We start from the raw sequence: 22742 nt of genomic DNA on the forward strand, positions 1-22742 counted from the left end.
GTCATGAGCGTGCGTTAGTCTGACCGTTCCTTGCTGTCTGCCGAGCTTTCCATGCCTGACCTGCTTGACCGCTACCCGCTGACGGCGGGCACTTATCACGAACTGCTCGACGACTGTGGCGCCGTACGTCCGCACTGGCGCCGGTTGTTCGACCAGTTGCAACGCAGCACGCCCGCGCAGCTGGTGCAGCGTCAGGCACTGCTGACCCGGCAGATCCAGGAAAACGGCGTGACCTACAACGTCTATGCCGATCCCAAGGGGGCCGATCGGCCGTGGGAGCTGGACTTGCTGCCGCACGTGATCGCTGCGGACGAATGGGAGCACTTGTCGGCCGGGATCGCCCAGCGGGCTCGACTGTTGAATGCTGTGCTGGCGGACTTGTATGGCCCGCAACGGTTGATCGCTGAAGGCTTGTTGCCGGCTGAGCTGGTATTCGGCCACAACAACTTCCTCTGGCCCTGTCAGGGCATCTCGCCGCCCGACGGGGCCTTTCTGCATCTGTATGCCGTGGATCTGGCGCGCACGCCCGACGGTCGCTGGTGGGTGACGGCGGATCGGACCCAGGCACCGTCCGGTGCCGGTTATGCGCTGGAAAACCGCACGATCGTGTCCCGGGCCTTTCCCGAGTTGTACCGCGATTTGAAGGTGCAACATCTGGCCGGGTTCTTCCGCACGCTTCAGGAAACCCTGGCCCGTCAGGCGCCAAGCGACGATGAAGTGCCGTTGGTGGTGCTGCTGACACCGGGGCGTTTTAACGAAAGCTATTTCGAGCATCTGTATCTGGCGCGGCAACTTGGTTATCCGTTGGTGGAGGGCGGCGACCTCACGGTGCGTGATGCCACGGTTTACCTGAAAACCTTGAGCGGCCTGCGTCGGGTCCACGCGATCATGCGTCGGCTCGACGACGACTTCTGCGATCCGCTGGAACTGCGCACCGACTCAGCGCTCGGTGTGCCGGGCCTGCTCGAAGCCGTGCGACAAGGACGGGTGCTGGTGGCCAACGCGTTGGGCAGCGGCGTGCTGGAATCGCCGGGGTTGCTGGGCTTCCTGCCGAAGATCAATCAATTCCTGTTCGGCGAAGAGCTGATCCTGCCCTCTATCGCCACGTGGTGGTGCGGCGAAGCGCCGGTGCTGGCCCAGGCGCTGGAAAAACTGCCGGAATTGCTGATCAAGCCAGCGTTCCCTTCACAGAGCTTCGCGCCGGTGTTTGGCCGCGATTTGAGTGAAAAACAGCGTCTGGCGCTTTCCGAGCGCATGCAGGCACGACCTTATGCCTATGTGGCGCAAGAACTTGCGCAATTGTCCCAGGCGCCGATCTGGCAGGCCGAGGGTGGCCAGTTGCAACCTCGAGCCATCGGCATGCGTGTGTACGCGGTGGCGAGTCGCGACGGGTATAGGGTTCTGCCCGGCGGTTTGACCCGAGTGGCCGCCGAGGCCGACGCTGAAGTGGTGTCGATGCAACGCGGCGGTGCGAGCAAGGACACTTGGGTGCTAGGGGATCGGCCACCCAGCGGCGAACAATGGAAAGCCCAGCGCAACATTGGCGTGCACGATCTGGTGCGACGCGATCCGTATTTGCCGTCGCGGGTGGTGGAAAACCTGTTCTGGTTCGGCCGTTACTGCGAGCGTTGCGATGACAGTGCGCGGTTGCTGCGGATCATGCTGGCGCGCTACGTCGATGGCGATGACCCGCAAGCGCTGGAGGCCGCGGTCGATCTGGGTGAGCGGTTGATGTTGCTGCCCGATGAAGGCGAGCTGCCTGAACGGTTGTTGGCGGCGCTGCTTGGTGATGACTGGCCGTTCAGCCTGCGTTCCAACCTGCAACGCTTGCAGTGGGCGGCGTCGCAAGTGCGCGGCAAGCTCTCGCGGGAAAACTGGCAGGCGCTGGTGGAGTTGCAGCGTGAGGCCGTCGAACTGGAGACCGAAGAACCGGATTTCGGCGAGTTGCTGGATTTCCTCAACCGTCTGGTGATGTCGCTGGCAGCGCTGTCGGGTTTTGCACTGGACGACATGACCCGGGACGAAGGCTGGCGCTTCCTGATGATCGGTCGACGGATCGAGCGCCTGCAATTTCTCAGCGGCAGCCTTGCGGCGTTTCTGCGCGGTAGCGGCGCCTTTGATCAGGCCGGGCTGGAGTGGCTGCTGGAACTGGGTAACAGCAGCATCACCTACCGCTCGCGGTATCTGGCGGTGGCGCAATTGATTCCGGTGCTGGACCTGTTGCTGCTCGACGAACAAAACCCGCACGCGGTGCTGTTCCAGTTGAAGCTGGTGACCCGCACCCTCAAACGTTTGAACGATGATTTTGGTGCGCCGCGCGAAGCCGGCTTGCCGTTTCTGGTGGAGCGTCTGGCGCGCTTTGATCTGGGGTGTCTGGAGAATTCGCTGTTCGGTGAAGTCAGCGTACGCGCTGCCATCAATGGCCTGGCCGACCTGCTGCAAGAGATCGCCGATGCGAGCGGGCAGGTGTCGGATCGTTTGGCATTGCGCCATTTCGCCCACGTCGATGATGTCAGCCAACGCACGGTGTCCGTCTGATGAGCGCCCATTACCAGATTTTCCATGACACCCATTATCACTACGACAGCCCGGTGTCCCTCGCCCAGCAGTTGGCGCATCTGTGGCCGCGCTCGTGCGCCTGGCAGCGTTGTACTGCGCAACAATTGCAGATCAGCCCCGACCCGACGGCGCGCCGCGACGAACTGGATGTGTTCGGCAATCCACTGACCCGGCTGGCGTTCGAGCGGCCTCACGATGAGTTACTGGTCAACGCCAGTCTTACCGTCGAAGTGCTGGCCCGGCCAACGCTGGATTTCACTCAATCGCCGGCCTGGGAAGAAACCCGCAACGCACTGACCTACAGCAGCCAGCCGCTTTCGCTCGACGTGCTCGAAGCGTGTCGTTACCGGTTCGAATCGCCCTATGTGCATTTGAAGCGCAACTTCGTCGAGTTCTCGGAAAGTTGTTTTCCGGCGGGGCGGCCGCTGTTGCTCGGCGTCCAGGCGTTGATGGAAAAAATCTTCAGCGAATTCACCTTCGACGCCGAAGCCACTCAAGTGGCAACGCCTCTGGTGGAAGTGCTGGAGCGCCGTCGCGGGGTGTGCCAGGACTTCGCTCACCTGATGCTCGCTTGCGTGCGTTCCCGTGGGTTGGCGGCGCGTTACATCAGCGGCTACCTGCTGACTCAGCCGCCACCGGGCCAGCCACGGCTGATCGGTGCCGATGCATCACACGCCTGGGTTTCAGTGTTTTGCCCGGTGTTGGGTTGGGTGGATTTCGATCCGACCAACAATGTGCAACCGGCGCTCGAACACATCACCCTGGCCTGGGGCCGGGATTTCTCCGATGTATCGCCGTTGCGCGGGGTGATTCTGGGGGGCGGAAATCACGATCCGGAAGTCCGCGTCACCGTGATGCCACTGGACTGACGCAGATCCCTTGTAGGAGCGAGCCTGCTCGCGATAGCGGCTTATCATTCAACATTAATGTCGCTGGGAGATCGCAATCGCGAGCAAGCTTGCTCCTACAAAAGCGGATGTGCAGTTATTTGGGAATAGGATATTTCAGAGGGGATTGTGAGGGTCAGCAACATCGCTGCTGACCCTGGACACAGATCCGGTGGGCCTGATCAGATCATCGGGCCCTGAGGGTCTCAGGCGTCGGGCGCCTGATCTTTCGGTGCTTCAACATCACTTTCTGCGGTCACTTCACCGTCTGCTTCCGGGTTCAGTGCGGCGGCGTCTTCTTCAGCTGAAGCTTTCTTGCGCTGAAGCTTTTCCTCTTTCTTCTGCTCCTTGGCCAAGTCTCTCTGACGTTTGGCGAAGGAATAATTAGGTTTAGCCATGGGCGATCCTCTGGGGTCGAAGGTGAGGTTGAGCGGCGCATATTCTGCCCTGTATCGGTGCCTAGCCGTTAGCTGGGTTTTTGCTCGGCCCATTTTGGCAGTACCGAGGGCTGCCAGGCGTCCAGTGCATCGAGCAGGGTGTGCGGCGATTCGCTCACTTGCAGCATGTCACGGTGTGCTTCGCGAACGAAGCCTTCGCCGACGATATGATCAAGAAAACCGGTCAATTTGCTGTAGAAACCGTTCACTTCCAGCAGTCCCAGCGGTTTGCCGTGGTAGCCGAGCTGGCCCCAGGTCCAGACTTCGAACAGTTCTTCCAGAGTGCCCAGGCCACCGGGCAGCGCGATAAAAGCGTCGCTGAGCTCGGCCATCCGCGCCTTGCGCGCATGCATGCCGTCGACCACTTCCAGGCGCGTGAGGCCGCTGTGACCGATTTCCTTGTCTTTGAGGCTTTGCGGGATGATCCCGATCACTTCACCGCCGGCCGCCAGTGCGGCGTCGGCGACGATCCCCATCAGCCCGACGGCACCGCCGCCATAGACCAGGGTCAGCTTGCGCTCGGCCAATGCTCGCCCGAGGGCGACAGCGGCTTCACGATAAGCCGGGTTGGTGCCGGTGCTGGCACCGCAAAATACACAAACGGACGCTAAAGACATGCCTTACTCCATGGTCAGGATGGCCACAGAGTAAAGGCAGAGGCGCTATGCTCCAAGGTCTAAACTTCACGCCGAGACGTTTCACAGGTGCCACTGGCGCCACAGGCGTAAGCGGCGAGCAAACTGCACAACAGGCTATTGATGGACATGACAGACGCTCCGTATAAGTGATGACGACCTGATGATAGGGCCGCCCTAGACGTCTGGCTGGTAGATTGTTTCGATAGGTGTCATAGCCCGAAAGTTGTATACAATTTTTGATTCAGGTCATAGGAACTTGCGAAGTTTTCAGGCAGTCTTCTGTCCATTCGCACTTTTGTTAACCCTGCCTTGGAGATTCACCATGTTTGCCAAACTTGTTGCGGTATCCCTGCTGACACTGGCCAGCAGTCAATTGATGGCTGCCGAGTGCAAGACGACCATCGATTCCACCGACCAAATGGCCTTCAACACCAAGGCCATCGAAATCGACAAAAGCTGCAAGACCTTCACCGTTGAACTGACCCACTCCGGCAACCTGCCGAAAAACGTCATGGGCCACAACTGGGTGCTGAGCAAAGAAGCGGACATGCAGCCGATCGCTACCGATGGCCTGTCTGCCGGCATCGACAAGAACTACCTGAAAGAAGGTGATGCGCGCATTATCGCTCACACCAAAATCATCGGCTCCAAGGAAACCGACTCGGTGACCTTCGATGTGTCCAAGCTTGATGCTGCCGAGAAATACGGCTTCTTCTGCTCGTTCCCGGGGCACATTTCGATGATGAAAGGCACGGTTACGCTGAAGTAAGCGAATCGCGCGCATAAAAAAAGCGTCCACTTGGGACGCTTTTTTTGTGCCCGGAGTTTGACCGAGTCATCGTTCATCGCTAGCAGGCTAGCTCCCACAGGTACTGCGCTGTCCTTGTGGGAGCTAGCCTGCTAGCGATGACGTCGGTCCAGACGCCGCCTTATTTATGGTGCAAACGGCATCACCCGCTTGTGATGGGTCTTCCTGTACGTATCGCAAATAATCTTGAACGCTTCCTCGCGTACCGGCTCTCCGTGCAGAAACGCGTCGATCTCGGCATACGTCACGCCATGGGACGCTTCGTCCGGTTTACCTGGCGACAGGTCTTCAAGGTCCGCCGTCGGGACTTTTTCCACCAGCGATTCCGGCGCACCGAAACTGCGGGCAATCGCCCGGACCTGATTTTTCACCAGGCCGCTCAATGGGGCCAGGTCGCAGGCGCCGTCGCCGAATTTGGTGAAGAAACCCATCACCGCTTCCGCCGCATGATCGGTGCCGATCACCAGGCCATGGGCCGCGCCGGCGATGGTGTACTGGGCGACCATGCGCATCCGCGCCTTGGTGTTGCCGAGGACGAAATCCACCGAGACCGCGTGCTTGCCTTCGAACGCTGCCACTTCATTGGCCAGGGATTTGACCGCCGGGCCGATGTTTACGGTGTGGCGCTCGTCTGGCTTGATGAAATCCACCGAGGCCTGGGCGTCGTGTTCGTCGAACTGGGTTTCGTACGGCAGGCGCACGGCGATGAACTTGTAGTTGTCATCACCGGTGCGGGTGCGCAGTTCACACATGGCGCGCTGGGCCAGCAGGCCGGCGGTCAGGGAATCGACGCCGCCGCTGATCCCGAGTACCAGGGTCTTGAGCCCGGAATTGACCAGGCAATCCTGGATGAAACTGATGCGCCGCGCGATTTCAGCCTCGAGGGCGGCCTCGTCGGCGAATGGCGGTTGAACCTTGAGCTGCTCAGCAATCTCACGCTGTACGGCTTGCATGAATTCACTCCTTGCTTGGTGTGCTGGAAAGGGCGGCAGGAACTTTGAAAACGTGTCGCAAATAGGCGACGAAATTCGGGTCTTTACAGTGAGTCTTGCCAGGCTCGTCGGAGATCTTTGCCACCGGCTGGCCGTTGCAGGCCGCCATTTTAAGCACGATGCTCATCGGTTCGACACCCGGAATATCGCACGTCAGGTTGGTACCGATGCCGAAGCTGACATTGATCCGACCGCGCAATGCGCGAAATATTTCCAGCGCCTTGGGCAGTGTCAGGCTGTCGGAGAACGTCAGTGTCTTGCTCATCGGGTCGATACCCAGCTTTTGATAGTGGGCGATCGCCTTTTCGGCCCAGATCACCGGATCTCCGGAGTCATGTCGCAGACCGTCAAAGAGCTTGGCGAAGAACAGGTCGAAGTCGTTGAGGAAGGCATCCATGGTGATGCAGTCCGTCAAGGCGATCCCCAGCAGGCCGCGGTACTCGCGGACCCAGCAATCGAGGGCGGCGATCTGGCTGTCGATCAGCCGCGGGCCCAGTTGCTGGTGGGCCATGATCCACTCGTGGGCCATGGTGCCCAGCGGTTTCATGTCCAGCTCTCGCGAAAGGTGCACGTTGCTGGTGCCGACGAAGCGCCCGGGGAAATCGTGCTTGAGCACGTTCACCACTTCTTCCTGCACACGGTAAGAGAAGCGACGGCGAGTACCGAAATCGGCTACCTGCAATTCGGACAATTCGTCGCTGCTGGCATTCGCGGTCAGCCAGTCGAACTTGCGATAGAGCTGCTCACGCGCCTGCACCAGCACGATCTCCCGGTAGCGATAACGGTTGCGCACTTCGCTGACGATAGACAGCAGCGGCACTTCGAACAGGATCACATGCAGCCACGGTCCGCGCAGGCGGATGAACAGTTCGCCGTTTTCGATGCCGGTGTGGACGTAGCGCAGATTGAAGCGGAACAACCCGAGAAAACGCAGGAAATCCGGCTTCATGAAGCTGATGCGCTCCATGAAGCTCAACTGGTCGGCGCTCAGGCTCAGCTCGGCCAGGCGCTCGATCTGAAAGCGGATTTCCGCCAGGTACGGGCGCAAATCCTCACTGTTACGGCAACGAAACTCCCATTCGACTTCCACGTTCGGGTAGTTGTGCAGCACCGCCTGCATCATCGTCAGTTTGTAGAAGTCGGTGTCGAGCAGGTTCTGCACGATGCGATCGGCAAACACACTCTCGCTCATAACGGGGTTCTCCAGGCTGGCCGCGGCCCGTGGCGGCGACGTTGCAGCTGTTTCAATGATGGGGGCTAGTGGCGCATATCAGCGCGGGGTATTGCCAGTGTTTTTTTGTGTGGGGTGTGCCGCTGCCGATGGCCTCTTCGCCGGCTAGCCCGGCTCCTACAGGACCTTTGTCTGGCCCGAAACCTGTAGGAGCACGGCTTGCCGGCGAAGGCGTCCTCAAGGCATTACAGGGCTATCGATCTGCTCCAGCATCCACTTCACAAAATCCCGCACCTTCGGCACTTCCGCCGAATGCTCCGGGTACGCCAGGTAATAGGCGTCGGAACTGGGCATTGCATGCTGCCAGGGAATGACCAGTTTGCCGTCGGCCAATTCCTCTTCCACCAGAAACCGCGGCAACAACGCCACGCCGCAGCCGACCTGTGCGGCACGGATGCACATATAAAAGGTTTCGAAGCGCGGGCCGTGGTAGCTGTGTTCGGTGTGGTAACCCTGGCTGTCGAACCAGTCGTGCCAGGCTTGCGGCCGGGAGGCGTTTTGCAGCAGGACCAGGTCGGTGAGTTGTGTCGGATCGGTGAACGGCGTGGCCGGCAGGCTACTCGGTGCACACACTGGAACAAGCTCTTCGCCGAACAGCTTCAGGCATTCGGTGCGGGGTCGTGAGCCCTGGCCGAAATAGAACGCCAGATCGCTGCGACCTTGCAGCAGGTCATCGGCTTCCTGCTCGCTGCACAGGTCCAGATGAATCGACGGATGGCGCAGTCGCCAGCCCTTCAAACGGGGGACCAGCCAGCGGGCGCCGAACGTCGGAGGCGTCGAGACGCGCAGGACTTCGGTTTCACCGCCGTAGGAGCGCAGGTAATGGGTCGACATCTCGACTTGCGTGAGGATTTTTCGTACCTCAACCAGATACAAATCACCGGCCGGGGTCATTTGCAGGCGTCGGCGTACCCGCCGGAACAACAGGTGCTGCAACAATTCTTCGAGTTGCGCGACCTGTTTGCTGACGGCGCTCTGGGTCAGGTTCAGCTCTTCGGCGGCCCGCGTGAAGCTCAAATGCCGGGTCACGGCCTCGAAACACTGCAGCGCGGTGATCGACGGCAGGTAGCGTTTATTCAGCATGGGTTGTCCTTTTTTCTTGTTTCTTGCTGACCAGCAATTCGCAGCATGAATAAACGGAATGATATCTCTCTTAAAGGTCGTTTGTTGGGTAACCTCCGGCGAGCTAAAACTACAGGTCTGATCAGCCGTGATATTCCGGCTGCACGTTTTCTGTTTTAGCTCGAGGAGTGACCCATGGTTGCCGCATTGCTTGATCGTCTTGGTGTGAACCCGGCCCTGTACCAGAACGGCAAAGTGCCGGTGCATTCGCCGATCGATGGCAGCAAGATCGCCTCTGTGAACTGGGAAGGCGCCGCTGAAGTCGAGCAGCACATCAGTCGCGCAGATCATGCGTTCGAATTGTGGCGCAAAGTCCCGGCCCCGCGCCGTGGCGAATTGGTGCGTCAACTGGGCGACATCCTGCGCGAATACAAGGCCGACCTCGGCGAGCTGGTGTCCTGGGAAGCGGGCAAGATCACTCAGGAAGGCCTGGGTGAAGTTCAGGAGATGATCGACATCTGCGACTTCGCCGTCGGTCTGTCCCGTCAGCTGTACGGCTTGACCATCGCCTCCGAGCGTCCTGGCCACCACATGCGCGAAACCTGGCACCCGCTGGGCGTTGTGGGCGTGATCAGTGCGTTCAACTTCCCGGTCGCGGTCTGGGCCTGGAACACCACGCTGGCGCTGGTCTGCGGCAACCCGGTGATCTGGAAACCGTCGGAGAAAACCCCGCTGACCGCACTGGCCTGCCAGGCGCTGTTCGACCGCGTACTGAAAAACTTCAGCGACGCACCTGCGCACCTGAGCCAGGTGATCATTGGCGGTCGCGATGCCGGCGAAGCACTGGTCGATGACCCGCGTGTCGCGCTGATCAGCGCCACCGGCAGCACCCGCATGGGCCGCGAAGTGGCACCGAAAATCGCCGCACGTTTCGCCCGCAGCATTCTTGAACTGGGCGGCAACAACGCCATGATCCTCGGCCCAAGCGCAGACCTGGACATGGCCGTTCGCGCCATCCTGTTCAGCGCCGTCGGCACTGCCGGTCAGCGTTGCACCACGTTGCGTCGCCTGATCGCTCACGAATCGGTGAAAGAAGAAATCGTCACCCGCCTGAAAGCCGCGTACTCGAAAGTGCGTATCGGCAACCCGCTGGAAGGCAACCTGATCGGCCCGCTGATCGACAAGCACAGCTTCGACAACATGCAGGATGCGCTGGAACAGGCCCTGAGCGAGGGCGGCCGGGTCTTCGGCGGCAAGCGTCAGCTGGAAGACAAATACCCGAACGCTTACTACGTCTCGCCGGCCATTGTTGAAATGCCGGAGCAGAGCGACGTGGTCTGCCACGAAACCTTCGCGCCGATTCTTTATGTGATCGGCTACAAAGACTTCGACGAAGCCCTGCGTTTGAACAACGCCGTGCCACAAGGCCTGTCTTCGTGCATCTTCACCACTGACGTGCGTGAAGCCGAGCAGTTCATGTCGGCAGTGGGCAGCGACTGTGGCATCGCCAACGTCAACATCGGCCCGAGCGGCGCGGAAATCGGCGGCGCGTTTGGTGGCGAGAAAGAAACCGGCGGTGGTCGTGAGTCGGGCTCCGATGCCTGGCGCGGGTACATGCGCCGCCAGACCAACACCGTGAACTACTCGCTGGAGTTGCCGTTGGCGCAGGGGATTACGTTCGACTGATCGGGCCCCATCGCTGGCAAGCCAGCTCCTACATGGTCTGTGTCGTGGCGCATAACCTGTAGGAGCTGGCTTGCCAGCGAAGCTTTTTCTGTTTGTTAGGTTTCTGTTGGAGTCTGGCAATGCCGTTACGCGAAGAGTGTCTGTGGGAAAAACTGACGCCGCAAAGGCCCGACAATGCTGCGCTCAAGGGCGAAGTGACGGTCGATGTCTGCGTCATCGGTGCCGGGTTCACCGGCCTGTCGGCGGCGGTGCATCTGCTGGAACAAGGCAAGACGGTGTGTGTGCTGGAAGCTCATCGTGCCGGTCATGGCGGTTCTGGCCGCAACGTCGGGCTGGTCAACGCCGGCATGTGGATTCCACCGGACGAGATCGAAGCCGGGTTCGGCGAGGCGGTGGGCAGTCAGCTCAATCGCATGCTGGGTGCCGCGCCGTCCCTGGTGTTCAGCCTGGTCGACAAATACAACATTGATTGCCAGTTACGCCGCGAAGGCACGTTGCACATGGCGCACAACGCCCGTGGCGAAGCGGATTTGCGCAGTCGTGAAGAGCAATGGAAACGTCGCGGCGCCCCGGTGGAACTGCTGACCGGTCAAGCTTGCGAACAAGCAACCGGCACCAAGAAAATCGCCGCCGCGTTGCTCGACAAGCGTGCCGGCACGATCAACCCGATGGCTTACACCACAGGGCTGGCCAAAGCAGCTATCGGCCTTGGCGGTCGGCTGTTCGATCACTCTCCCGTGACCAGGCTCGAACGTCAGGGCCAGCGCTGGTCGGTGCAAACGGCGCAGGGTTCGGTGCTTGCCGAGCAAGTCGTGATTGCGTCCAACGCTTACACCGAAGGTGACTGGACGGAATTGCGGCGCAATTTCTTCCCCGGTTATTACTATCAAGTGGCCTCGGTGCCGCTGACTGACGACGCCGCGAAGCAAATTCTCCCGGGTGGCCAGGGGTCGTGGGACACCCGGCAAGTGCTCAGCAGTATTCGTCGCGACAAAGACGGTCGCCTGTTGCTCGGCAGTCTGGGTAATGGCAATCAGAAGCCGACCTGGTTCCTCAAGGCCTGGGCCGACCGGGTTCAGCAGCACTATTTTCCGTACCTCAAACAGGTGGAATGGGAGTGCACCTGGACCGGTTGCATCGCATTTACTCCCGATCATTTGATGCGCCTGTTCGAACCAGCGCCCGGTTTAGTGGCAGTCACCGGTTACAACGGTCGGGGCGTGACCACGGGGACCGTCGTCGGCAAAGCCTTTGCCGATTATTTGTGTAACGGAAATCCTCAGGCGCTGCCGATTCCCTTCGCACCCATGCAGCCACTGGCGGGGGTGGGGCTGCGTAGCTGTCTATATGAGGCGGGGTTTTCGCTGTATCACGCGGGCCAGTGCCTGCGGATCGTGATTTGATTGTTGAAATTTGTTGCTGGAAGCGGCGCTTTTCGGCGCAGCGGCTAGCCTGTAAAAGGTGCGGGTTGTAGCAGTACCGCACCAGCAGTGTGCACTTCGGTGACGCACGTTGTTACAGGCTGGTTGCACGTCGTTTGGCGCCGCGGTTGCAATGATGGCGCGTGCGGGTTGCGCCTTAAAAAATAAATGGTTTCACCTTCCGCGGTTTAGACGGTTGCACGCCCAATGAAAATGGGCTCGAAACAGTCAAAATAACAATAAAGCAGCGACTTTTTTCAGAATAAAAAACCGATGGCACGGCCCTTGCTCTGAGCATTCAGTGAAGTCGCAGTGCCAACTAAAAAAAACCTTGGAGCACCACCTCATGTCCCAGACGTTTTACAAGAAAGGCTTTCTGGCCCTCGCAGTGGCAGCTGCGCTGGGTGTTTCTGCGTTTGCACAGGCTGACGTAAAAATCGGTGTTGCGGGTCCTATGACAGGCGCCAACGCAGCATTTGGCGAGCAGTACATGAAGGGTGCACAGGCAGCAGCCGACGCAATCAACGCGTCGGGCGGCGTCAACGGGGAAAAAATCGTACTGGTCAAGGGCGATGACGCCTGCGAACCGAAACAGGCTGTGACGGTCGCCAAGGACCTGACCAACCAGAAAGTGGCAGGCGTGGTTGGTCACTTCTGCTCCTCGTCGACCATCCCGGCCTCCGAGATCTACGACGAAGCAGGCATCATCGCAATCACTCCGGGTTCCACCAACCCACAGGTGACCGAGCGTGGTCTGAGCGCCATGTTCCGTATGTGCGGTCGTGACGACCAGCAGGGCATCGTTGCCGGCGACTACATCGTCGACGTGCTCAAGGGCAAGAAAGTCGTGGTTCTGCACGACAAAGACACCTACGGCCAAGGTTTGGCCGATGCCACCAAGGCTCAACTGGCCAAACGTGGCGTAACGCCGGTTCTGTACGAAGGCCTGACCCGCGGCGAGAAAGACTTCAGCGCCGTGGTAACCAAGATCCGCGCAGCCGGTGCCGATGTCGTCTATTTCGGCGGCCTGCACCCGGAAGCCGGTCCACTGGTTCGCCAACTGCGTGAACAAGGCCTCAAGGACGTCAAATTCATGTCCGATGACGGCATCGTTACTGACGAGCTCGTGACCACCGCCGGTGGCCCGCAGAACGTTGATGGCGTGTACATGACCTTCGGTGCCGACCCACGCCTGCTGCCAGACAGCAAAACCGTGGTAGACACCTTCCGCAAGGCCGGCACCGAGCCAGAAGGCTACACCCTGTACGCCTACGCTTCGGTTCAGACCCTGGCGGCTGCTTTCAACGGCGCCAAGTCCAACAGCGGCGAAAAAGCGGCCGAGTGGCTGAAGAAAAACCCGGTTAAAACCGTGATGGGCGAGAAGACCTGGGACGCCAAGGGCGACCTGAAAGTCTCCGACTACGTGGTTTATCAGTGGGACAAGGATGGCAAATACCACCAACTGGAAAAACAGAAGTGATATGAGCTGTTGATCTGCCCGGCGCCTTGAGCGCCGGGCAATCGAAGAACATGTCCGTGCAGTACCTGTCTTTTCTCGTAGAGCTGCACACAACCGTGTTGCGCGGGTGGCTGAACCCCGGTCCGTCGCACCTCGCTTCTGTGCAGTCTCTCAAATGCGTGAGATTGCGTTATGGATGGTATTTTCCTGCAGCAACTGGTCAACGGCCTGACCCTCGGGTCGGTCTATGGCCTGATCGCCATCGGCTACACAATGGTCTATGGCATCATCGGCATGATCAACTTCGCCCACGGCGAGGTTTACATGATTTCCGCTTACCTCGCGGCAATCAGTCTGGCTCTGCTGGCATACTTCGGTATTGAATCCTTCCCTCTGCTGATGCTTGGCACACTGGTCTTCACCATCATCGTCACAGCGGTATATGGCTGGGTCATCGAGCGTGTCGCCTACAAACCCCTGCGTAACTCCACCCGACTGGCACCGCTGATCAGCGCCATCGGTATTTCGCTGATCCTGCAAAACTATGCACAGATCGCACAGGGCGCCCGTCAACAAGGCGTACCGACCCTGCTGACCGGTGCATGGCGAGTGGAAGTCGGAAGCGGCTTCGTTCAGCTCACCTATACCAAGATCTTCATCCTGGTTGCCGCATTCGCCGGCATGGCCCTGCTGACCTACGTCATCAAGTACACCAAGCTCGGCCGCATGTGCCGCGCCACCCAGCAAGACCGCAAGATGGCCTCGATCCTTGGGATCAACACCGACCGCGTCATTTCCTACGTGTTCATCATCGGTGCGGCAATGGCGGCCCTGGCCGGCGTGCTGATCACCATGAACTACGGCACGTTCGACTTCTACGCAGGCTTCGTCATCGGCATCAAGGCGTTCACCGCAGCGGTACTCGGCGGGATCGGCTCGCTGCCTGGCGCGATGCTCGGCGGGATCATTCTCGGGATTTCCGAGTCGCTGTTCTCGGGTCTGGTCAACTCGGACTACAAAGACGTTTTCAGCTTCTCGCTGCTCGTTCTCGTTCTGGTCTTTCGGCCCCAAGGCCTGCTCGGCCGTCCTCTTGTGTCGAAGGTGTAAGCGATGTCTTCAACCACTAAAAAAACCATTGATCTCAAAAGAAGCCTGGTTGACGCGATTCTTGCCGGTCTTGTCGCCCTCATCGTGTTCGGCCCGATTGTCGGCATAGTCCTCGACGGCTATGGCTTCAATCTGGAAACGACCCGAGTGGCGTGGATTGTCGCCATTGTCATGGCCGGCCGCTTTGCCTTGAGCCTGTTCCTGCAAACGCCGAAAGGCCTGAGAATTCTTGAAGGCTTTGAAACCACCGGTTCGGGGGTTCATGTACTGGCACCCGATTACAAATCCCGGCTGCGCTGGATCATCCCGCTGATGATCGTCATCGCCGTGGTGTTCCCGTTCTTCTCCAACTCCTACCTGCTGGGTGTGGTCATCCTCGGGTTGATCTACGTGCTGCTCGGGCTTGGTCTGAACATCGTGGTTGGCCTGGCCGGCCTGCTCGACCTCGGTTACGTGGCGTTCTACGCCATCGGCGCCTATGGGTTGGCACTCGGTTATCAATACCTGGGGCTGGGTTTCTGGACGGTGCTGCCACTGGCGGCGATCACGGCGGGGCTGGCCGGTTGCATCCTCGGTTTCCCGGTGTTGCGCCTGCACGGTGACTACCTGGCGATCGTGACCCTGGGCTTCGGTGAAATCATCCGCTTGATCCTCAATAACTGGCTGACCCTGACCGGTGGCCCGAACGGTATGCCGGCGCCCCTGCCAACCTTCTTCGGCCTCGAGTTCGGCAAAAGGGCGAAGGACGGTGGCGTTCCGTTCCACGAGTTTTTCGGCATCGCCTATAACCCTGACGTGAAGTACTACTTCATCTACGCGGTATTGTTCCTGGTCGTGCTGGCCGTGCTGTACATCAAGCACCGCTTGACTCGCATGCCGGTCGGTCGCGCCTGGGAAGCCTTGCGTGAAGATGAAATCGCCTGCCGTTCCATGGGTTTGAACCATGTACTGGTCAAGCTTTCGGCGTTCACCATCGGTGCGTCGACGGCCGGCCTCGCTGGCGTGTTCTTCGCCACTTACCAAGGCTTCGTCAACCCGACCTCTTTCACCTTCTTTGAATCGGCCCTGATCCTCGCCATCGTGGTGCTCGGCGGCATGGGTTCGACCATCGGCGTGGTTATCGCAGCCTTCGTGCTGACCGTGGCCCCGGAACTGCTGCGTGGTTTCGCGGAATACCGCGTGCTGCTGTTCGGCATCCTGATGGTGTTGATGATGATCTGGCGACCGCGCGGCCTGATTCGGATCAGCCGTACCGGTGTGACCCCGCGTAAAGGAGTAGCGCCATGAGCGAAGTCGTACTCTCGGTCGAGAAGCTGATGATGCACTTCGGCGGCATCAAGGCGTTGAACGATGTCAGCCTGAAGGTCAAGCGCAACTCGATCTTCGCCCTGATCGGCCCCAACGGCGCCGGCAAGACCACCGTGTTCAACTGCCTGACCGGGTTCTACAAGGCCTCGGGCGGCAAGATCGAACTCAACGTGCGCGGCGAGCGCACCGATGTCATCAAAATGCTCGGTGAACCGTTCAAGGCAACTGATTTTGTATCGCCGAAAAACTTCATCAGCCGGCTCCACTACAAGATGTTCGGCGGCACTCACCTGGTGAACCGTGCCGGCCTGGCGCGGACCTTCCAGAACATTCGCCTGTTCAAGGAAATGTCGGTGCTGGAAAACCTGCTGGTGGCCCAACACATGTGGGTCAACCGCAGCATGCTCGCGGGCATCCTCAACACCAAGGGCTATCGCAAGGCTGAAAGCGATGCGCTGGACCACGCCTTCTACTGGCTGGAAGTGGTGGACCTGGTGGATTGCGCCAACCGTCTGGCCGGTGAGTTGTCCTACGGCCAGCAGCGTCGTCTGGAGATTGCGCGGGCCATGTGCACCCGGCCGCAGATCATCTGCCTCGACGAACCGGCCGCGGGCCTCAACCCTCAGGAAACCGAAGCGCTGAGCGCGATGATCCGGCTGCTGCGCGACGAGCACGATCTGACCGTGGTGCTGATCGAACACGACATGGGCATGGTTATGAGCATTTCCGACCACATCGTGGTGCTGGACCACGGCGTCGTCATCGCCGAGGGTGGCCCCGAGGCGATTCGCAACGATCCGAAAGTGATTGCAGCCTATCTGGGCGCCGATGAAGAGGAGGTGGTGCTATGAGCAAACCGATCCTCGAACTCAAAGACCTGGACGTGTTTTACGGCCCGATCCAGGCCCTGAAAAAAGTCTCGATGCACATCAACGAAGGGGAAACCGTCAGCCTCATCGGCTCCAACGGCGCGGGCAAGTCGACCCTGCTGATGTCGATCTTCGGCCAGCCGCGCGCGGCAGACGGGCAGATCATCTATCAGGGCGTGGACATCACCCATAAGTCGTCGCACTACATTGCGTCCAACGGCATTGCGCAATCACCGGAAGGCCGGCGCGTGTTCCCCGACATGACCGTCGAGGAAAACCTGCAGATGGGCACCATCCCGATTGGTGACAAGTACGCCAAGGAAGACATGCAACGCATGTTCGAGCTGTTTCCGCGTCTCGAAGAGCGGCGGACCCAGCGGGCCATGACCATGTCCGGCGGCGAACAGCAAATGCTCGCCATCGCCCGTGCGTTGATGAGCCGGCCGAAACTGCTGTTGCTCGATGAGCCGAGCCTGGGGCTTGCGCCGATTGTGGTGAAACAGATCTTCGCCACCCTGCGGGAACTGGCCAAGACCGGCATGACCATCTTTCTGGTCGAGCAGAACGCCAACCACGCCCTGCGGTTGTCGGATCGGGCATACGTGATGGTCAACGGCGAGATCCGCCTCAGTGGCACCGGCAAGGAGTTGCTGGTGAACGAAGAGGTGCGTAACGCTTATCTCGGCGGGCATTGAGTCCTGTTGAAATACCCAAAGCCCCGACGAGCAATCGCCGGGGCTTTTTTACGCCTCCAATACACCACCAAACCCTGTGGGAGCGAGCCTGCTCGCGATGGCGGTGGGTCAGTCACCGCAATGCTGACTGTGCCGCCGCCATCGCGAGCAGGCTCGCTCCCACAGGTGCCTGTGGTGTGCTTTCGGGAAATTGTGGAAAACAATATTCACAAGCTCTCAAAGCGCGACATAAAGCCGCTGCAAATAGTTGTTTTGTCACGGTTTTGACTTGTCCCCGTTTGCTGTGGAACTGGCTGTGAATAACGTGGGAGTAGCTGGCTGAGAGCCTTTGAAATCGTGGCTTGTAGCGATGTGGTTGTTTTTTGATCAGGCGTTTTTGCCGGGCTTGAGGTCAGCGTTGTCAACCTTTTTATTGGTTGCGAAAGTGGCCTGAAACACACGATGGCAGCCTGTGGATAAGTCTGTGGTTAAACTCTGGAAAGACTCGGCTAAGGTGCGTAGTTACTGGCTTGGCGCCATCGTTGGCTAACCCGGTCAATCGTGCAAAACGCCTTGGGCTACACAGCCAGCACTTCAGGGTCAAGCGAAAAACTTTATGATCTGCCCGCAAAGCCTTGTGCACAGCGGCTTCCAGCTTTTTCACTTGCCCCCGGAAACTGTGGACCGGCCTGTGGATAACGTGCGCGTACATAGCTACAGGCCACGGTGTATATGGCGTTGCTCGCGTTGGTTGTTTTTCGTACAGATTTTCTGATGGTTGCCGCTGTCGGCAAGGCCGGGCATGCTGCCAGCTGATTTTCTAATCCAATGGCGGCCCGTCGGCCGAAGCAAGGAGAACACGATGTCCAACACCCTGTTTATTACCGGCGCGACTTCCGGTTTTGGCGAAGCCTGTGCCCGTCGTTTTGCCGAGGCTGGCTGGAAACTGGTGCTGACAGGTCGTCGTGAAGAGCGCCTCAATGCCTTGTGCGCCGAGTTGTCGAAGCAGACCGAGGTCCATGGCCTGGTGCTCGACGTGCGTGATCGCAAGGCCATGGAGGAGGCGATTGCCAACCTGCCACCATCCTTCGCCAAGCTGCGCGGGTTGATCAACAACGCTGGCCTGGCACTCGGCGTGGATCCGGCGCCGAAGTGCGATCTTGATGATTGGGACACCATGGTCGACACCAACATCAAGGGCCTGATGTACAGCACTCGTTTGCTGTTGCCGCGTTTGATCGCCCATGGCCGTGGCGCCGGCATCATCAACCTCGGCTCCATTGCCGGCAACTACCCGTATCCGGGCAGCCACGTGTATGGCGCGAGCAAGGCCTTCGTCAAACAGTTCTCCCTGAACCTGCGCTGCGACCTGCAAGGCACGGGCGTTCGCGTCAGCAACATCGAGCCGGGCCTGTGTGAGAGTGAGTTCTCGCTGGTGCGCTTTGCCGGTGACCAGGAGCGTTACAACGCGACCTACGCCGGTGCCGAGGCGATCCAGCCGCAAGACATCGCCGAGACCATTTTCTGGGTGCTCAATGCGCCGGCGCACATCAACATCAACAGCCTCGAGTTGATGCCGGTGAGCCAGACGTGGGCCGGGTTTGCGATTGAGCGTAACAAGACGTAAGACCGCGTAACGGCCAATCGTCGGAACGCCGCCCGCAGCAAGCCGGCTCCTACAGGTTCACCTTTGTAGGAGCCGGCTTGCCGGCGATAGCGATCTTTCAGTCAACGAAGATAGTCGGCCAACCCGCCATAGCAGGTCGCCAAGTGATAAGGCGTAGTCGACGGCATATCCTGCCGGCTCACTTCACCGTTCTCGTCACGACACTCATACCAGCCGCGCGCATGCAGAGAACGCTGTTGCAGCGCCTGCAACTGGTGCAGTACCGATGCCCCGCTGTCCGGGCGTAGCGTCAACGCACGCAGGTATTCAGCCTGAGCCCAGATGCGTTGAGTGGCATCTTTCGAATGCCCGTCGAGCGTGAGCATCGCGCGCACGGCGCCACTCGATTGATCGACGCCCAGTTGCTCGGTGAACGCAAAGGCGCGCTCCACAGAGGCGTGCAGTTTCGAACCGCGCAACAGCGGCGAAGACTCCAGCAGGAAATACCATTCAAACTGGTGTCCCGGTTCAAACCAGTTATCCACAGACCCCAGCGGCTTTTCCATCAACACACTGTGTTGCGGATCGATAAAGCGTTGTTGCATGGCTGTGCATAACTCGACGAGCGCACGCTGCACGGCGAGGTCTTCACGCACGGATAGCGTGGCAAGAAACGCTTCGGCGAGGTGCATCAGCGGGTTTTGCAGCGGCCCGGTGTTCAGCAACGACCAATCACGCTCAAGGCAGGCTTCATACAAGCCGTCGCCCGAACTGAAGCGCTGATCAAGCACTTCCAGCACCGCGTTGAGCACTGACTCCACCAGCGGTTCGCGAACCTTGTGCCAGTAATGGGCGCAGGCGAAGAGGATGAAGGCGTGGGTGTAGAGATCTTTGCGCTGATCCAGCGGCGCGCCCTGCGGGTCGATGCTGTAGAACCAGCCACCGTGTTCGGCATCGTGGAAATGTTGCTGCAACGAGCGGAACAACGCAGCCGCACGCTCTTTCGCGCCCGGCACCTGGCCGATCAGGCTGGAAAACAGATACAGCTGCCGCGCGCAGGCCATGGCCCGGTAGCGTTGCGGTGGCAAGGGATGATGCTCGGCATCCAGTGCTTCGTAGGGCAGCGCCAGTTCGGCATTCCAGCCGGGGCCTTGCCAGAGGGGCACGATCACGTCCTGGAAATGCTGTTGCACCGCGGCAAACAGAGCGGTCAATTCAGGCTGGGAAGCGGAGCGGGGAGCATGAGGCATTGGCTGGCGTCGTCACGGCAGGGTCGAATGCGCGACATGTTATCAGGCCTGAGAGATGTGGTGTCTGTCAGGCCGCCTTCGCGAGCAAGCTCGGCTCCTACAGGATTTGCGTCGGATCGCGATAATGTGAACGACGCAAATCCTGTAGGAGCCGAGCTTGCTCGCGAAGAGGCCATCACAGGCAAAACCCAATCAACCCGCCAACAACCACACACCGGTCGCCGCCGACGCCGCACCCGCCAGACGAACCAGCGGCGCCGCTGCTTGCGGCAACACGCGAACCAGCGCATAACCCGCCGCATGCAATGCCGCCGTCGCCGCCACAAACCCCGCGGCATACGCCCAAGGGCTCGACATGTCCGGCAATTCCAGCCCATGCGCAACGCCATGGAACAATGCAAATAACGCCGTCGCACCCACCGCCACGCTCAGTGGCGGACGTACCGCCAGCGCCACCGCCAGCCCCAGCGCCAGTACCGACGCTGCAATCCCGCTTTCCAGCGCAGGCAGGTTCAGCCCTTCAAAACCGAGCAGGCCGCCGATCAGCATGGTGCCAACGAACGTGCACGGCAGCGCCCAGCGTGCAGCGCCTTTCTGCTGTGCCGCCCACAGCCCGACGGCAACCATCGCCAGCAAGTGATCGAGGCCGCCGATCGGGTGGCTGATGCCGGCGATCAAGCCATTGTCGCCGTGACCGGGGTGGGCGAAGGCGATGGCCGGCGTCAGCAGCAGGGCCATGGCGCCCAGGATGCGTTTAAGTGTCATGGATAAGCTTCCTTGTTGATAAGTTTGATCGTAATCAGGCTGCGGTCAGCAGGCCCTGGCGCTCGATGAACGCGATGATTTCTTCCAGGCCCAGCCCGGTTTTCTGGTTGCTGAAGACAAACGGTTTGCCGTTGCGCATGCGCTTCGTGTCGCTGTCCATCATCGAAAGCGACGCGCCTACCAGCGGAGCGAGGTCGACTTTGTTGATCACCAGCAGGTCGGATTTGCAGATCCCCGGCCCACCCTTGCGCGGCAGCTTGTCGCCCGCCGAGACGTCGATTACGTAAATTGTCAGGTCGGACAATTCCGGGCTGAACGTAGCCGAAAGGTTGTCGCCTCCGGACTCCACCAGAATCAGGTCCAGCCCCGGAAAGCGTCGGTTCAGTTGATCCACGGCTTCGAGGTTGATAGAGGCATCTTCGCGGATCGCAGTGTGCGGGCAGCCGCCGGTTTCCACGCCGATGATCCGTTCCGGCGCCAAAGCCTGGTTGCGCACCAGAAAATCGGCGTCTTCGCGGGTGTAGATGTCGTTGGTCACGACCGCCAGGTTGTAGCGCTCGCGCAGCGCCAGGCACAGGGCCAGCGTCAGGGCGGTTTTGCCGGAACCGACCGGGCCGCCGATGCCGACGCGCAGAGGTTGTGTGTTCATGTGATTCTCCAAAATAACAGGCCCTAGGAACGGAACAGACGGCTGTACTGGCGCTCATGGGCCATGCACGCCAGCGACAGGCCGAAAGCGGCGCTGCCATAGTGGTCGGGGTTGATTCGGGTGGCGTCCTGCTGGGCTTGTTGCAGCAGCGGCAGCAGTTCACTGGTCAGGCGTTGTGCGGCTTGCTGGCCCAGCGGCAGGGTTTTCATCAGCACCGCCAACTGGTTTTCCAGCCAGCTCCAGAGCCACGCGGCCAGCGCGTCTTGCGGGCTGATGTGCCAGGCGCGTGCGGCCAGCGCCCAGCCGAGGGCCAAGTGCGGTTCGGGGCGTTGTTCGAGAAAGGCGCGGGCCGGCGCATCGAGTTCCGGCAAACCGTTGAGCAGTTGCTGTAAGGAGTAGCCCATCTGTCGGCTCTCCTGATGCAACTCGCGGGTTTCCCGGCTGGCGCGGTGTTCTTCGCAGCGTTGCAGCAGTTCGGCCCAGTTTTCTGCGGCGGCGGCCACGCAGTGGGCGAGCAGCAGGGGCGCCTCGAAGCGTGCCAGGTTCAGCAGCAATTGATCGCTGATCCAGCGACGGGCGCTGTCGGAATCATTCACCCGGCCGTTATCCACCGCCATTTCCAGACCTTGGGAATAGCTGTAGCCGCCAATCGGCAATTGCGGACTGGCCAGGCGCAACAGCGCCCAGGCCGGGTTCATTGGCGCACGCCGAATTGGTGCAGTTTTGGCGGGTAGTTGAAGTCTTCGTCGCCATGCCGCGAGTGGTGATGGCCACCGCCATAGGCGCCGTGCTCCGGCTGGAACGGTGCTTCGATGTTTTCGACCTTGGCTTCAAGTTGTTCGAGCATGGCCTTGAGCACGTAGTCGTCGAGCAGACGCAACCAGCCATCACCGACTTGCAGGGCGACGTGGCGATTGCCCAGGTGATAGGCCGCGCGGGTGAGTTCGAAGGCGTTGGCGCAGGTGACGTGCAGCAGTTGTTCGGGGCGGGCGCAGACGCGGACGATGCGACCGTCTTCAGCCTGCAGGCATTCGCCATCAGTGAGGGGCGACTGACCGCGCTCCAAAAACAACCCGACGTCTTCACCCTCGGCACTGAAACAGCGCAAACGGCTTTTGCTCCGGGCTTCGAAGGTCAGGTGCAACTCGGCGGCCCAGACGGGTTGAGGGTCGATTCTGCGATGAATCACCAGCATCGGAAAGCTTCCAGCTATGGACAATAGTCAGGCTAGAGCAAGGGGCTTGCCAATCGGCGCAAGTGTAGGAAATGCCTGTCGGCGCATGGATGGCGTTTCAGTTTGTTGCGGCAATTTGGTGCGAGGCTGTGATGGGCGC

General features: G+C 60.0%; 21 protein-coding genes. 11 read left to right on the forward strand and 10 right to left on the reverse strand.

Going from position 1 to position 22742, the window contains the following annotated elements; translation table 11 throughout:
- Positions 1 to 51 precede the first annotated feature (51 nt).
- Both IB254_RS23445 and IB254_RS23450 read left to right on the forward strand, forming a co-directional pair.
- The gene (locus IB254_RS23445) at positions 52 to 2538 is read left to right on the forward strand and encodes a circularly permuted type 2 ATP-grasp protein (RefSeq protein ID WP_192419682.1); all 2487 of its coding nucleotides are present in this window, start codon (positions 52 to 54) and stop codon (positions 2536 to 2538) included.
- On the forward strand, positions 2538 to 3428 hold the full coding sequence (locus IB254_RS23450) for a transglutaminase family protein (protein WP_192419683.1): 891 nt from the start codon (positions 2538 to 2540) through the stop codon (positions 3426 to 3428). The genes IB254_RS23445 and IB254_RS23450 overlap by 1 nt, the downstream gene beginning before the upstream one ends.
- Positions 3429 to 3652: 224 nt before the next feature.
- On the opposite strand, the gene IB254_RS23455 is transcribed toward IB254_RS23450, so the two are convergent.
- Both IB254_RS23455 and IB254_RS23460 read right to left on the reverse strand, forming a co-directional pair.
- Positions 3653 to 3844 (reverse strand): hypothetical protein, encoded by a 192-nt coding sequence (locus IB254_RS23455; protein WP_008035362.1) that lies wholly within the window; start codon positions 3842 to 3844, stop codon positions 3653 to 3655.
- A gap of 68 nt (positions 3845 to 3912) precedes the next feature.
- Positions 3913 to 4500, reverse strand: coding sequence for a TIGR00730 family Rossman fold protein (locus tag IB254_RS23460; RefSeq protein ID WP_008035363.1), 588 nt, complete (start codon positions 4498 to 4500; stop codon positions 3913 to 3915).
- Between the two features lie 343 nt (positions 4501 to 4843).
- Between IB254_RS23460 and azu the strand changes: the two genes are divergently transcribed.
- The gene (gene azu / locus IB254_RS23465) at positions 4844 to 5290 is read left to right on the forward strand and encodes an azurin (RefSeq protein ID WP_008035372.1); all 447 of its coding nucleotides are present in this window, start codon (positions 4844 to 4846) and stop codon (positions 5288 to 5290) included.
- 164 nt (positions 5291 to 5454) lie between these two features.
- Here the strand turns inward: azu and nadE are convergent, their stop codons facing one another.
- From nadE to IB254_RS23480, 3 genes are all read right to left on the reverse strand, one after another.
- The gene (gene nadE, locus IB254_RS23470) at positions 5455 to 6282 is read right to left on the reverse strand and encodes an ammonia-dependent NAD(+) synthetase (RefSeq protein WP_192226935.1); all 828 of its coding nucleotides are present in this window, start codon (positions 6280 to 6282) and stop codon (positions 5455 to 5457) included.
- Between the two features lie 4 nt (positions 6283 to 6286).
- Positions 6287 to 7513: a nicotinate phosphoribosyltransferase gene (gene pncB, locus IB254_RS23475; RefSeq protein WP_008035375.1), complete on the reverse strand. Its 1227-nt coding sequence runs from the start codon at positions 7511 to 7513 to the stop codon at positions 6287 to 6289.
- Positions 7514 to 7729: 216 nt separating this feature from the next.
- Positions 7730 to 8635: a LysR family transcriptional regulator gene (locus IB254_RS23480; protein WP_008043152.1), complete on the reverse strand. Its 906-nt coding sequence runs from the start codon at positions 8633 to 8635 to the stop codon at positions 7730 to 7732.
- A 174-nt stretch (positions 8636 to 8809) separates the two neighbouring features.
- Between IB254_RS23480 and IB254_RS23485 the strand changes: the two genes are divergently transcribed.
- From IB254_RS23485 to IB254_RS23520, 8 genes are all read left to right on the forward strand, one after another.
- Entirely contained in the window at positions 8810 to 10300 is a 1491-nt protein-coding gene (locus tag IB254_RS23485; protein WP_008043154.1) for an aldehyde dehydrogenase family protein, read from the forward strand.
- Between the two features lie 119 nt (positions 10301 to 10419).
- Positions 10420 to 11703: an NAD(P)/FAD-dependent oxidoreductase gene (locus IB254_RS23490; RefSeq protein WP_192419684.1), complete on the forward strand. Its 1284-nt coding sequence runs from the start codon at positions 10420 to 10422 to the stop codon at positions 11701 to 11703.
- Positions 11704 to 12067: 364 nt separating this feature from the next.
- Positions 12068 to 13201: a branched-chain amino acid ABC transporter substrate-binding protein gene (locus IB254_RS23495; protein ID WP_008035383.1), complete on the forward strand. Its 1134-nt coding sequence runs from the start codon at positions 12068 to 12070 to the stop codon at positions 13199 to 13201.
- A gap of 171 nt (positions 13202 to 13372) precedes the next feature.
- On the forward strand, positions 13373 to 14287 hold the full coding sequence (locus IB254_RS23500; RefSeq protein ID WP_008035385.1) for an ABC transporter permease subunit: 915 nt from the start codon (positions 13373 to 13375) through the stop codon (positions 14285 to 14287).
- A 3-nt stretch (positions 14288 to 14290) separates the two neighbouring features.
- On the forward strand, positions 14291 to 15574 hold the full coding sequence (gene livM / locus IB254_RS23505; RefSeq protein WP_008035387.1) for a high-affinity branched-chain amino acid ABC transporter permease LivM: 1284 nt from the start codon (positions 14291 to 14293) through the stop codon (positions 15572 to 15574).
- Positions 15571 to 16446 carry an ABC transporter ATP-binding protein gene (locus tag IB254_RS23510; RefSeq protein ID WP_192226937.1) on the forward strand — a complete coding sequence of 292 codons (876 nt, stop codon included), beginning with the start codon at positions 15571 to 15573 and terminating at the stop codon, positions 16444 to 16446. The genes livM and IB254_RS23510 overlap by 4 nt, the downstream gene beginning before the upstream one ends.
- Positions 16443 to 17159 carry an ABC transporter ATP-binding protein gene (locus IB254_RS23515; protein ID WP_008035391.1) on the forward strand — a complete coding sequence of 239 codons (717 nt, stop codon included), beginning with the start codon at positions 16443 to 16445 and terminating at the stop codon, positions 17157 to 17159. Before IB254_RS23510 ends, IB254_RS23515 begins: the two co-directional genes overlap by 4 nt.
- 841 nt (positions 17160 to 18000) lie before the next feature.
- Positions 18001 to 18765 (forward strand): SDR family oxidoreductase, encoded by a 765-nt coding sequence (locus tag IB254_RS23520; protein WP_192419685.1) that lies wholly within the window; start codon positions 18001 to 18003, stop codon positions 18763 to 18765.
- A 101-nt stretch (positions 18766 to 18866) separates the two neighbouring features.
- Here IB254_RS23520 and IB254_RS23525 read toward each other — a convergent pair whose 3' ends face one another.
- The 5 genes from IB254_RS23525 to ureE form a co-directional block, all read right to left on the reverse strand.
- On the reverse strand, positions 18867 to 19994 hold the full coding sequence (locus IB254_RS23525; protein WP_192419688.1) for an AGE family epimerase/isomerase: 1128 nt from the start codon (positions 19992 to 19994) through the stop codon (positions 18867 to 18869).
- A 192-nt stretch (positions 19995 to 20186) separates the two neighbouring features.
- Positions 20187 to 20759 carry a HupE/UreJ family protein gene (locus IB254_RS23530; protein WP_192226939.1) on the reverse strand — a complete coding sequence of 191 codons (573 nt, stop codon included), beginning with the start codon at positions 20757 to 20759 and terminating at the stop codon, positions 20187 to 20189.
- A gap of 34 nt (positions 20760 to 20793) precedes the next feature.
- Entirely contained in the window at positions 20794 to 21408 is a 615-nt protein-coding gene (ureG, locus tag IB254_RS23535) for an urease accessory protein UreG (protein WP_008035409.1), read from the reverse strand.
- A gap of 23 nt (positions 21409 to 21431) precedes the next feature.
- Positions 21432 to 22106, reverse strand: coding sequence for an urease accessory protein UreF (locus tag IB254_RS23540; protein ID WP_192419689.1), 675 nt, complete (start codon positions 22104 to 22106; stop codon positions 21432 to 21434).
- Positions 22103 to 22603, reverse strand: coding sequence for an urease accessory protein UreE (gene ureE / locus IB254_RS23545; protein WP_008035414.1), 501 nt, complete (start codon positions 22601 to 22603; stop codon positions 22103 to 22105). The genes IB254_RS23540 and ureE overlap by 4 nt, the downstream gene beginning before the upstream one ends.
- Positions 22604 to 22742 lie beyond the last annotated feature (139 nt).

The sequence above is a fragment of the Pseudomonas sp. PDM03 genome (assembly GCF_014852385.1).
Classification (GTDB): domain Bacteria; phylum Pseudomonadota; class Gammaproteobacteria; order Pseudomonadales; family Pseudomonadaceae; genus Aquipseudomonas; species Aquipseudomonas migulae.